4 protein-coding genes are annotated in these 13,732 nt (G+C 59.4%); 3 read left to right on the top strand and 1 reads right to left on the bottom strand.

The window, feature by feature from the left end:
* Window positions 1–17 precede the first annotated feature (17 nt).
* From IPP95_14340 to IPP95_14330, 3 genes are all read left to right on the top strand, one after another.
* The gene (locus IPP95_14340) at window positions 18–2,630 is read left to right on the top strand and encodes a PKD domain-containing protein (GenBank protein ID QQS72330.1); all 2,613 of its coding nucleotides are present in this window, start codon (window positions 18–20) and stop codon (window positions 2,628–2,630) included.
* A gap of 104 nt (window positions 2,631–2,734) precedes the next feature.
* Complete coding sequence (locus tag IPP95_14335) at window positions 2,735–4,429, top strand: choice-of-anchor L domain-containing protein (protein QQS72329.1); 1,695 nt, start codon at window positions 2,735–2,737, stop codon at window positions 4,427–4,429.
* A 192-nt stretch (window positions 4,430–4,621) separates the two neighbouring features.
* Window positions 4,622–8,842, top strand: coding sequence for a T9SS type A sorting domain-containing protein (locus tag IPP95_14330; GenBank protein ID QQS72328.1), 4,221 nt, complete (start codon window positions 4,622–4,624; stop codon window positions 8,840–8,842).
* A gap of 536 nt (window positions 8,843–9,378) precedes the next feature.
* Here IPP95_14330 and IPP95_14325 read toward each other — a convergent pair.
* On the bottom strand, window positions 9,379–13,656 hold the full coding sequence (locus IPP95_14325) for an FG-GAP repeat protein (protein QQS72327.1): 4,278 nt from the start codon (window positions 13,654–13,656) through the stop codon (window positions 9,379–9,381).
* Window positions 13,657–13,732 lie beyond the last annotated feature (76 nt).

Here is a 13,732-nt window from a genome sequence, read left to right as displayed (position 1 = left end):
GCAGCAAATGGCCCGGAGTGCTCCGAACCCGCATCGTCCTCACGTTGCTGGCGGTGTGCTCCGGGCTGCTGCTGACCGCACAGGAGATCTGTGACAACGGCATAGACGATGACGGCAATGGCTTGGTGGACCTGAACGACACCACGGGCTGTCCATGTACGCTGCTGCCTCCCTCGGTCAATCTGATCACGAACGGGTCGTTCGAGGATCATTCCTGCTGCCCGGGCAACCCCGGTACGAACCAAGGTAACTACCTAAATTGTGCGACGGGTTGGGAGGATTACCAGATCTCCGCCACTGCCGACTATTTCAATCCGTGCGGCTTCTTTCCCCCTATGATCCCGCAACCCGTACCGGATGGCAACGCCGTGGCCGGTATAGTGGTGCATACCTGGCCGGGCGGCGAATCCTATGAATTCCTGACCCAATGCCTTGCCACACCGATGGTTGCCGGGCAGACCTATGAGCTGGGGTTCAACTTGGCAGCGGTGCGCATGCAGTTCGGCATGAACGGCACCTTGCCGATCAATTTCGGTCCTCTCCAAATGGCTATATACGGTTTAGACACCTGCCCGCCTCTTCCCTATACCATGTACGACCCCGTGTGGGGTAACCCGATGCCGGCCCAGTATTGTCCCACGGTGCTCGGATACACCCAGCTTGCCACGGTGACCTACATCCCTTCCAATGCATGGCAGAACTTGTCCATCACCTTTGAGGCACCCTTCAATGTGGGATCCATCATGTTCGGACCGGCTTGTCCCATTCCACAGGATTACAACATGTGGGGTTCCAGCGAGCCTTATTTCTTCATCGACGACATGAGTTTGGTGAACGCCGAGGTGGCAATTACAAGTGCGGGATATCCGTGTACCAATGACCTGGTGCTTACTGCGGCACCGTACCAAGCACCGCAGAACTCTTACCAATGGTACTTGGATGGCGTGGCCATTGTCGGACAAACGGGTCCAATACTCGATGCGTCCGCTTTGGGGCTGGGTGGTGGCACGTATGCCATCCGAGTGACCCGTGCCGATGGCTCCTGTGCATTGGTCCAAAAAGAAGTATTGGTGGAATTTCCAGAACCATTGGCCAGTTCCACACCGACCTCAGGTTGCGCCCCGCTCAATGTGGTGCTGAACAACCTCACCGACCCGGCATTGAACGGATCCGTTCTGTGGGATCTTGGCGATGGCACCACGTCAGCGGCGAATTCGGTGCCCCATACCTATACGCTTCCCGGAACGTACGATGTCCGCCTTACAGTGACCTCTGCCCAAGGATGCACTACCGATAGCCTATTCCAAGGCCTCATAACCGTACACCCGACCCCGATCGCCTCCTTCACTCCGGACACTACAATCGGCTGCGTAGGCCTGCCCGTGGTGTTTACCGATACCAGTCAACCAGCGGGCAGCTATACGTGCACTTGGTCTTTCGGCGATGGGGCGATATCAAGTGATCCCAGCCCGGCCAGCCATGCCTATTCAACGCCCGGTACTTACAATGTGATGCTTGTCGTATCCAACAGCTTCGGATGCACCGATGATGTCACCATGTCCCACCTCATCCAGATCCTATCCACCCCGGAACCGGCCTTCTCTTACTCCCCGGACAACGGCTGCGTGCCCCTCAGTGTCCGCTTTGACAACCAAACACCGGACGCGGACCATCAATCCGCTTTCTGGGACCTCGGCAACGGCCAGACTGATACCACCACTAATGCGGATGGGCTCTACGATGTTCCTGGCATCTATTCCGTATCGCTCACCATGACCAACACGCTCGGGTGCAGCGCCACCTACACGGCGACTAATGCGGTCACAGCATACGGCTTGCCGGTCGTGACCTTTTTCGTTGAGCCGGACAGCGGATGCGCCCCCTTGGACGTGCAGTTCACCAACACCACCGATCCAGGGATGATCGGTGGTTGCTTCTGGCAATTCGGTGATGGTGGTTCATCGTCCTTATGCGGGGCGGCGCATGCGTACCTGGAACCCGGGACCTATACCGTTTCCCTCAACGTCACTTCGCCCGCAGGCTGCGAAGGCGATACCACCCTGTATCACTTGGTGCATGTGGATCCCTCCCCCGTCGCGAATTTCTCATTCGGGCCGCAGCCTACCGATCTCTATCATACGGAAATTGAATTCCAAGACCAGTCAAGCGATGACGCGATCGGCTTGGCCTGGTCATTCACACAAGGGATGCCTTCCCAGTCCAGTGACGAGGAGGTCATCGTCACTTTCCCGAGGGAGGAAGCCGGGACCTATCCCGTGGAACTGATCGTGACCAACCTCTTCGGATGCACCGACACTATTGAACGTACGGTGGAGATCGATGGCGTGTTCAGTGTCTACGTCCCCAACGCCTTCACCCCGAACAGCGATCGGACCAACGACCTCTTCCTTCCCGTGATCAAGGACACCGACAGGCGCGATTACGACTTCAGCGTCTTCGACCGCTGGGGCACCGAGATCTTCCATACCGCAGAAATGGAGGCCGGTTGGGATGGCACGGTGAAAGGAGCCGAACCCAAGACCGACGTGTACACCTGGAAGCTGCACGTCCGCAGTTCGGTGGATGGGATCAGTAGGGCCTTTACGGGCAAGGTCACCGTATTGCGCTGAGGTCACGGACCGGCAACTTGTTGAACGGCCCATCCCATCCAGAGGGTCCGCAACGATCGGAATCGCGATCATTGGGAACGCAATCGATCCCCGTGACCGAAATCATGAACCGCTCCCAGCTCCAAACCGTATCGTTGCTCTCCGGCTGTTTGCTTTTCATCGGTGCCACACGTGCCCAACTGGCGGTCCAGAACAACCTCACGCCTAACGAACTGGTGAATTCCATCCTTGTCGGGCAGGGTGTCACGGTGAGCAATGTGACATTCAACGGGCAACCGGCCAATACCATCCATGATCAGATCGGTTCATTCGCCGGCACCTCGAACTTGGGCTTGGCCAACGGCGTGGTCCTGGCCACCGGCCAAGTGCCGGAGGTGGTCGGCCCCAACATGAACACCAGCCTGACAGTGCCTCCGGCTTTCCCCGTGAACACACCCGACCCTGACCTGGCCTTCATCGAAACCATGCAACATTGCGTGGCCGTATTGGAATTCGATTTCATCCCCACCGGTGATTCGATCAGTTTCCGCTTCGTCTTCGGCTCGGAGGAATACCCGGAGTATGTCTGTTCGCAGTTCAATGATGTGTTCGGCTTCTTCCTCAGCGGCCCGGGGATCAATGGGCCGTTCACCAACAATGCCGTCAACCTCGGCGTGTTGCCCGGCACGCAGGTTCCCGTCGCCATAAATACGGTGAACAGTGGCACACCCGGTGTGCTAGGGGGTGGGGCATACGTCTGTGCCGCATCCGACCCCGACTGGCAGTCCAACAGCATCTACTACGTCAATAACCCTGAACCGAATCCCTTCAACCCCACCACCACGGTAGAGCTCGACGGCTTCACCGTTCCGATCCGGGCCCGCGCAGCCGTGCAATGCGGGCAGGTCTACCACATCAAGATCGCCATCGCGCATGCCGGTGACAGCAGCCTGGACTCGGCCGTCTTCATCGAAGGGGGCAGCTTCTCATCCTCCGGCTCCCTTTCCGTCTCGGTGGCCACCCCCCTGAACGACGGGACTTTGACGGAAGGCTGCGGTGAGGCCATTGTCACGGTGGAGCGGCCCTCGACAGAAGGTGATGCAGACATCCAGTTGACATACAGCGGCACCGGCATCACGGCGGACGACCTTGCCGGTAGCGTTGCTCAAGTGATCATTCCGGACGGCTCCACCAACGTCACCTTCCCGATCACTGCGATCAGGGACCAGGCTACTGAAGGCGATGAGCTGCTGACGATCAACGCGACATGGACCTCGACTTGTGGATCGACGCTGACCGACTCCGTGTCCTTGATCATCATGGACTACACACCCATGGAGATCACCGCCGAGGATCTTTATCTGCAATGCGGAACGGACAGTGTTCCAATGAGCGCATCCGTATTTGGCGGACTTGGCGAGGTCTCACTGGACTGGGGAAATGCAGGCCTGGGCAGCCCTATTCATGTTCCCGGTCTCGAAAATGCCACGTACACCGTTACGGCCACGGACCAGTGCCCGGAATCCGCAAGTCTGGAGGTCCACGTGAACTCCGGTTGTGACATCGTGATCCCCAACGTGATCACCCCGAACGCGGATGGCCTCAACGATGCGTGGGTGATCAATGGGCTCTACCGGAGCGGCAGTTCGGTGAAGGTGTTCAACCGCTGGGGCAATATGGTGTTCAGCTCGGCCAACTACGCCAACAACTGGCGGGGGGCCGGGCTTCCGGACGGAACGTACTTCTACGAGGTGATCGATGGCCGGACCGCCCAGCGCCTCACGGGATCTTTAACCATTCTCAGCAATGGGCGCAGGTGAGCCCGAAGTGTGCATTTTGAAGCCCCATATCGGACCGGCATCTTCCAACACGTCGCCATCGCCAGCTTCCGCACCAATGCGAACTATCCGCCCCGTCCGCAGGCCCTCCGAAGTTCCAAACGGATACTTTGCTACGGCTGCGTCCACACTTAGTTGACCACGAACACATTCATCAACCAAACCCAACTTCACATGAACACCCGTTACTCGTTCCGCAACCGCCCTGCGCGCCAACGTTGGCGGACGGGGTTGGCAACCTTAGCCGCTGTGGGCCTGCTGGCCTCGGTGAGCGCCCAGAACGTGACCCTCTACTCCTTCGCTAACAGTGCGGGCGGTTCACTGGATCCCATGAGCGGGTCCACCGTCCTGGTCGGCTCTGGCCAAGATGACGCCGCATCCGCGGTCACCAACATCGGTTTCACATTCGTTTACGAAGGGATCAACTACACACAATTCTCCGTGAGTTCCAATGGGTGCATGCGTTTAGGGAGTACCCAGGTAAGCGCCTATTCGATCTACAACCTGCCCAATCCGGGCAATGAGCCCGCCATCCTTCCATACAGTGCCGATGGCACCACTGCCACAGGAAGTATTTCAACAACCCTTGTAGGCAGTCCTCCTTCTCAGATCCGCGTCATCCAATGGAACGTGGGGACCAACTACAACGATGCCACTGCCAACAGCACCTATCAGGTATGGCTCTATGAAGGCAGTAACCTGATGGAGTTCCGATATGGCGTGGGGGAAAACGGCTTTAGCGACGACCTGATCGCCATTGGCGGTGCTGTCAGCACGAACTATGTCAACATCCGTCCGGGGCCAGTTGCTAGCACGACCAACCCTGCGGGTGGCGGCGTCTGGCCGGGCGATGGAAGCGTATACACGTTCAGCCCGCCATCACCCTGCACTCCCCCGCCCGCTCCGGGCAACACCTTGGCGAGCACTACATCCGGATGCCCTGGCGTGACCTCCAACCTGAGCATTCAGAACGCCACCTCCGGCAGCGGTGTCAGCTATCAGTGGCAATCCAGCCCAGACGGGTTAGCACCGTGGACCAATGTGGGCCCGGCGACACCGACCTATACCACCGGCGCGCTGCTCACCACCACGTGGTTCCGCTGCGAAGTGACCTGCAGCGTAGGCTCCAGCACCGTGGCCAGCACCCCGGTGGAAATCACCGTATCCACTCCGGCATCTTCCTACCAGGTGTTCAGCGGCGCACAGATCACGGAAGATTTCTCTTCATGGGGGGACCGGTGCAGCACCACCGACGTTCCTTCCAGCGCAAACAACTACTGGACGAACTCTCCTGCGTATGGTCCGGGTACTTGGCGCCGCAATGACCAAGGCGCATCGGCCGGCTGGGCCAACACATTCGGTGGCTTCTTCACGTTCGAGAACGGTGCGATAGCACCCACAGCCCGGTTCCATAGCCGCGAAGGCGGGTCGGTCGTAGGCAACCTTGATTACCATATCGACATGTCCGCCGGAACCGGCGCTGAGCTGCTGCGTTTCGAATACATCAACGCATACGGGAACGGCACCCTCGAAGTCCTTGTTTCCCAGAATGGAGGTACCAGTTTCACATCATTGGGCGCACCGCTCAACAATATCGGTGCTACCGCATGGGTCACCAAGGAATACACCATAGGCTCCACTTCCGCCCAAACAGTGATCCGCTTAAAGGGAACGGCCGGCCCCTATGCCAATGGGAACGACATCGGAGCGGACAATTTTCGGATCCTGCCCGCCCCCACCTGCGCCAAGCCCTTGGCCGTGGGTGCCACCGTTACGGGAGCGGGTACGGTCGATGTGGACTGGACGTGCTCTGCCTGCACAGGTACTTACATCATTGAGTACGGCACCACCGGCTTCACACCCGGGACCGGTGCCACCGCCAGTGGCGGAACCGTGGTCACTTCCGCAAGCTCGCCCGCAACGATCTCAGGCCTCGCCAATGGCAACTACGAAGTGTATGTTCGTCAGGATTGTGGAGGCAACGACTACAGCGAGAATTCCGCGCCTGCGGCATTCGGTATCGTGGATGGCGATCTCTGTAGCAATGCCATCGACATTGCGACCTTGGGCCTGCCGGTGATGAGCGATTCGTATTCCACCCTCGGTACAACTGTCGGGGCCAACCCGAACTACAGCAGCTCGGCCTGCTTTGCCAGCCTTACGGGCAAGGATATTGTGCTCTTCCATGACGTGGAGCCGGGTGCCACCCTCACGCTGGGGCCATGGTGCAGCGGCTACAAAGTGAGCATTGCCTATGGTGGTAGCTGTCCCGGAAACATATGTCTGGCATCCGCTTCGGGCGGCGGTTATCTTGATGCTGGACCGAACGTCATTCCGTACGGCCCTTGGGACGATGCCATCTTCTCCTGGACGAACACCAACTGCAACACGGAACGGGTCTACCTCTTAGCAACGCACAATACTACGGGCGCAATCTTTGAAGCTGAATACTATTCCTACACCCCTGCTTCAGGTCCCTTCTGCGCCACCATTAGCGGCGTGGCCGTGAGCACAGTGAACACAGGTACCAATGCCAACATGAGCTGGTCAGCATCGTGCAGCGGTAACGTGATCGTGGAATACGGGCTTGCGGGGTTCACGCCGGGAACGGGTGCCACAGCCAATGGCGGCACAGTAATGGCCGTGAGCGGAACAAGTACTTCCTTGAGCGGCCTCAGCATGGACGTGCCGTATGACGTCTATGTGCGGAATGATTGCGGCAGCGGCAACTACGGCCCGAACGGTACGGCTTCCACCTTCACCATCTTCAACGGTGATGACTGCTCCCGCGTGATCGCCCTCAGCGGGACGACCGGTGCGTTGGGGATCAACACCACCGGCACCAATGACGACATCTCCGTTTGCAGTGCCGGCAATACCGGCGGTGATCTGATCATGTCCTACGTTGTGGAACCGGGCTACGGCATCTATTTCGCAAGTACCCCGGTGGGTCCTTACCTCGGACAGGTACGCATCGCCTATGGAATCTCCTGCCCCGGAGCGAACGAACTATACTGTGCGGCCGGAGCCACCGACTACTTGTGGATGAACGGGACCGGTGTTGAGCAGACCGTCTATTTCATCCAGGACGGTGCCGACGAAGGCGCCACCACGGTGGAATGGACCTACTTCACCTGCACGGGCAACCAAGTGGTGGTGGCGATCAACACCGACTACAACCCGACAGAGACCACCTGGGAGATCACAGACGCGAGCAACGCAGTGATCGCTTCGGGCGGGCCTACAGCCGCTCAAGAGCACATGCTGGTGAGCGAGACCGTCTGTCTGGGAGCCGCGCCGGAGAACACCTGCTATGGCTTCAGGCTGATGGACGGCTACGGCGACGGCATCAACAACGGTAATTGGCAGCTCAAGTCCACCAGCGGCAGGGTGCTGCTGGGCGATGACTTCGCCAACGGGTTTGATTCGCCTTCGCTCACCCCGGCCTACGCTGGCTACGCGGAGCACAGCTTCTGTCTGCCTGTTGGGAACTCACACACGGCGGCCAAGTCCTGCGGCATCTTCGACTTCACCATGAACAGCAAGGTGTACTGCAACAACGCGCCGGGAGCTACTAGCTACCAGTTCGAGTTCTCCGATCCGGACGCCGGCTTCATCCGCCGCATCGCGGTACCGACGAACTGGGTGCGCTTCAATCAAATGCAGACGAGCCCGCTAACGCCCGGCGTGAAGTACTTCGTCCGCGTGCGCAACGATGGTTCCGGATCGCTGGCAAGCGCACACTTCGGTGGTGGCTGCGAGGTGGGCCTGGGCTCGTCATTGCCTTGCACGGAGTTGATCAGTGCGCCCACCTACGGGCACTCCTGCGGCGAGGAACGCGCCTTCAACACCAACAACAGCTTCATCTATGCCACGCCGGTGGTGGGTGCGACGGAGTACCAGTTCCGCATCTTCATCCCCAGCGAGGGCTACGATGAGACCTTCATCCGCAGCACCTACATCCTGCAGTTGAAGTGGAACAACCGTCCGCCGATGGTCAACGGCTCCACCTACAGCGTGCAAGTGAACGTGAAAGTGGGCGCCACCTACAGCGGCTTCTGCGGCCAGACCTGTACGATCACCATCAACAACGGCAACCCCCGCCCCGAGGCCAGCATGGCACAAGCCACTGGAACGGCGACGATGTGGCCGAACCCGGTGCGTGAAAGTCAGGTCAATCTGAGCATCGATGGTATCCAGGACGCGGACCAGAACATCACGGTGGACATCCAGGACATCTACGGCAAGCAGGTCTTCGCCAAGGAGTTCGGGAACAGCGGTGAGCGCTTCACCACCATCCTCGACCTGCCGAGCGACATCGCCAGCGGAGTGTACATGGTGAACATCACCGTCAACGGACAGAAGACCGTCCAGCGGTTGAGCATTATCCGGTAAGTACGGAACCTCTGGGGTCCCCTTCGGGAGATCGCTGAGCGGGATACACACAACGCAAAAGCCCCTCCGGAAACGGGGGGCTTTTTGCTATCTATGGATGTGGTCATTACCGTCTCCGTAGGACGGATACCAATTCGCAATAGAAGATAACCTGATCCTTTCGCGAATCTCAGCCCCAGCTTTCCATCTGCTTTCGAATGTTCATTGTCGAAAGGTTTAGCTGATAGCGTTGCGTGGAGCGACCAACAGCTAATCAGCTAATCTCGCACATCAGCTAATCCGACTGCGGTTGCGGAGATCTGGCACGTAACCGTGTCAAGGCTCAGGGGTTCGTACAGCTTCGGGTCATTTTGTAATGCGAATTGGTATGATACGTATCTGACCATGCCGACCGGCATCTCTGACATATAGTGGGTCCTGCGATGGGACGAGCGGACATCCATCCCAGCGGATCATTCATGGAATTGCTCTGGGTCCCGGAGCCCCCCTGGGGGCCGCAGCAGGTGTAGCTGAGATCGTCGCAACGAAGGCGCTGTTCACATCCGGATCGCCCGCACTTGGCCGAGCCTTCCACGCAACGAGGAACGCAACTCCATCACATACGGCCCCTGAGGCAAGCTTAGCAAGCCACCGATGCGCCCCACGGGCCAGTTGGACAGCTCCACCGTCCGCTCCAACACGATCCGACCCGTGAGGTCCCGCACAGTCGCAAGGATCGTTTCATCTTCCATGAAGTCGGTTTTCAAGCCGATGAAGAGTTCATCCTGAAAAGGATTGGGCCAAGCGGTGACGAACATATCCGCGCACGGTTCAAGCACCATGGCCGGATAATGGTCCACCGTGCCATTGATGTCATATTGGTCCAGGCGGTAGTAGGAAACGCCCCCGCCCACGGGAGCGCGGTCCACGAAGCGGTATTGCAGGAAGTGCGAAGAGTTGCCGCTACAGGGGACCTGGCCTACCGCTTCCCACTCCTGACCGTCCCGGGAGCGCAGCACAGTGAAGTCCGCGCAATCCTGCTCCGATGCCGTAGCCCATTCAATGACCACATTCCCGTCCGAACATTCCACGGAGGAACTGACCAACGTGACCGGCAATGGGCCGCAGCCTGCCAGCTCCGTCTTGATGCTGGGGACCTGGAGGTCATGGACCCCTTGGGAGAACCAACGCCCGAAGGACCTGCCGTCCAGTGCGGTGGACGGATGGTGCCGCACACGTGCGCGCCATGCAGGGTGGCTCGTGGTCGTGCCCGGGGTGGCCAGGCTTTCCTTGAGCAGCGTACCCGACAGACCGCTATCGGTCCAGACGGCGTCCTCGCCAGTGAAGGCCGTACTGTTGTTATTGAAAGGGGACGTGGGGACCGCTGGCCCGTGGCCAACGAACTGCCACACCAATTTCATCTTGGAGCGGCCCATGGAGGAACGGGCCAACTGGCCGATCCCCCAGGCACAACCGGGATCGAAGGTGCCGTTGTTGGTGCGCACCGGAGTGACAAGGTCACCGCGGTATTGGTAGGTTGGCATCGGAATTGAACGCGCAACGTTCCCTTGGAAAACAAAGGCGCCCCCTCCGTTTGCGGCTGTCTGTCTATCGGCCCCGACGATCACGTCACTGTACCCGTCGCCGTTGACATCACCGGCCAGGGCCACCCCGGACCCGAATCTTGATCCCGTACCGGTCCCATAGACCGACCATGCCGCCGTGGCCGAGGTACCGGCCGCCGAACCGAGGTGTACACTGGCCATCCCCTGGTTCAGGTAGAACATCGATTGAAGATGCGCCCCCACGATCACATCGCCGAAGCCGTCACCGTTAACATCACCCGCCGCACAGACCGAGATACCCATTTGCCCATCCAGTTGGGTCCCTTCGATAATGGTGTTGGCGACGGCCGATAAGCCGCTGAACGGGGATCCCTGGAAAACATAGGCACGGCCCGTGTGCGTGTTCACGCCATTCGTATAGAAATACTCACCCACGATCACATCGCTGTACCCATCCCCGTTCACATCCCCCGCGTAGGAGACGCATACTCCGAACTGGGAGCCCGAATGCGCACCATAGGCGGACCAGGACGGTGACGCGGAAGGCCCGGAGGGTGAACCGTTGTAGAGGAAAGCACCGCCCTGGTTGTCATTTGCGGTCACATCATGCAGGGGTGCACCCACGATCAAATCATCATAACCGTCCCCATTGACATCCCCGGCGGTGGAAACGCTGGACCCGAAGAATGATTGGGGAGTGCCCATTGCCGTCCAGTTGGCGACGGAAGGCAACCCGGTCGAAGATCCGTTGAACACATAAACCTTCCCATGGTCCGTGGGCTCGCCGAACATGTATGCGCCAACGAGCACATCGCTGTACCCGTCGCCGTTCACGTCGCCGGCACTGGACGCACTGTACCCGAAACGGTCCTCCACGTTCTCGCCGGTCTTTGTCCAAGCAGGTGCCGCCGAGAGTCCCGATGGAGAGCCGAGGTAGAGGTACAGCTTACCGCGCCAGGTATAGTTCGGGTATCCCGGTGCCCCCACGAGGACATCCCCATATCCATCGCCGTTCACGTCACCAGCGGATGCTACCACATACCCATAGAGATCTTCCATGTTCTCCCCGGTACCGGTCCATGCCGGGGCGCCTGACAAACCGGTGGCCGACCCCAAGTACAACATGGCTTTGCCGAAGACACCGCTCACGCCACTGGGCGCGCCGATGATCACATCACTATAACCATCGCCGTTCACATCGCCTGCGGAAGAGACTGAACTACCCAAATACCCATTTGTCTGCATGCCCAACTGTGACCATTGACACGTACTTGGCAGCAGGTCCGTACCGCCATGAAAGACACTGACAACACCGGTTCCGCCCCCTTCCGGTGCGGCGACCAGCAGATCACTGATGCCATCGCCGTTCGCGTCACCGGCGGTATGCACGGCCGCCCCGAGGTGATCCCCGGCCACCAGACCTACGCTGGACCACAGGAGATGTGCCGCATCCAACAACAACGGTGAGCTACCGCGGAATACCTGAACCCTTCCCTTGTTGCCTGCATGGTTCGGGCTTCCCACAATCACGTCAGCGTACCCATCTCCGTTCACGTCCCCTGCCAAGGAAACGGCTTGGCCCAATCGCTCCCCGGACAAACCGGCGACGGAGATGCTGGCACCCACGATCAAACCGGTCCCCACCCCGGTTCCCAAATAGACGTAGGCCACCCCGTTCCCGGCACCTACCCCGGGTGCACCGATAAGGAGGTCCGCAAATCCATCGCCGTTCATATCCCCGGCGCTGGAAAGGCTGTAACCCAGATTGGCAGACCCTCCCCCGGTCCGCGAGCCGTTGAATGCCACGCTCAAACCACTTCCGTTATTGCCTTGGTAAACGTACACGGTGCCGTTATTGGAGGTGGGGATTTTCGGCTGGAAAGGTGCACCGATGGCAACGTCGCTGATACCATCACCGTTCAGGTCGCCGGCCCCCGCCACGCTGAAGCCGAACTGCGCATTTGAAGTCGTGCCATTGGCGGTCCACCCCAATGCCAACGTATTCCCGTGGTAGCAATAGGCCTTGCCCTGATTCGAACCACTGGGAGGGACGTCATACAAAGGAACCCCCACAAGCACATCGCTGTAGCCGTCACCGTTCACATCACCGGCCAAGGCCACGGCGTGCCCGAACTCGCAAGCGGCCTGCGCATCGCCGGTCCATACAACTGCGGCAACCGTTCCCGGCCCTGAGGGGGCCGACCCGAAATAAGCGAAGGCCGCCCCATGCCCGTCTTGCCCCGGTGCCCCGACCACCACGTCACTGATGCCATCACCGTTGAGGTCCCCCGCTGAAGAGACACTGAAGCCGAACCGTGCGTTCGCGGCCGTACCCTGTACCGTCCATGCCGGTGTGCTGGCGATGCCTGTGGCGGAACCCAGAAAGATCATCGCCCTGCCCGCATCCGTGGACGGAAGGTCCCAGTGAGGCGCACCCACGATGATGTCGCTATATCCATCGCCGTTCACATCGCCCGCCGTGGCTACGCTGTACCCGAAGGATTCTCCCAGTTGGCCGCCTGCCAGTTCCAGATCGGCCGTTGTGGATATGGGGTCGATGGTGACCGGATAGACGGCGTTTTCATCCTGCACCGATAAGACCAGCTGATCCCCGCTCAACGCCATGCTGGAGGGAAGTACATGCCCTTCCGCATCCCAAGCATGAAGGCCACTATAGCGGAGAACCGGGGAAAGTGCCATGGTCCGCTCATCGAATGCGGTGAACACCAGTTCGTCCTTGGTCTTCTGCACGGCCAACAGGTCACCCGTTATCCGCAATCGTGCTTCCAACGGGCCATTCCCTTCCGGTCCGGTCATCACCACCAGATCGTGCCGCATACCATGGATGTCGTTCTGATAAAGCATCCGGAACGGACCGTGGTCGATTTCCAAACGGCTCCCCTCCACCACCTCCGACAATGCTGCCGTTGGCACAAGCTCCGCGCCTCCGCGACCGATCCCTGCCAGTGTGAAAGAGGCCCGGCGGGGCGCGTTCCCCTTTTCCACGAAGACATCAAAACCGGCTCCACGATAGGTGACCCGGATGCCCTGCGCCTCATTGAAGCTATGGAACGCCCCGTTCGCCCCAAGGATCGCATAACCCGTTGAGCCGGTGACCATGGGGGCCGCTACCCCTTTGAGCGGCCCCTTCCGGTCCGCACCAACATCGGTGCTTCCCCCTCCCGAATAGTCATATTGACCCAAACCATTGGTGGTCAAGCAAAACCCCAATGCCAAACCAAGTATGGTGAATGCGACGCTTCGTCCCATTGAGCATCGAACATCCGTGGACTTGACCATTTCTGAAACCAAGGTAGCTGCTACACTTCTTCCTTTGTGACAAGAC

It is taken from the genome of Flavobacteriales bacterium (assembly GCA_016700415.1).
Classification (GTDB): Bacteria; Bacteroidota; Bacteroidia; order Flavobacteriales_F; family PHOS-HE28; genus PHOS-HE28.
Note: the sequence above shows the minus strand (reverse complement) of the source record. Positions and strands in the feature narration are given on the sequence as shown.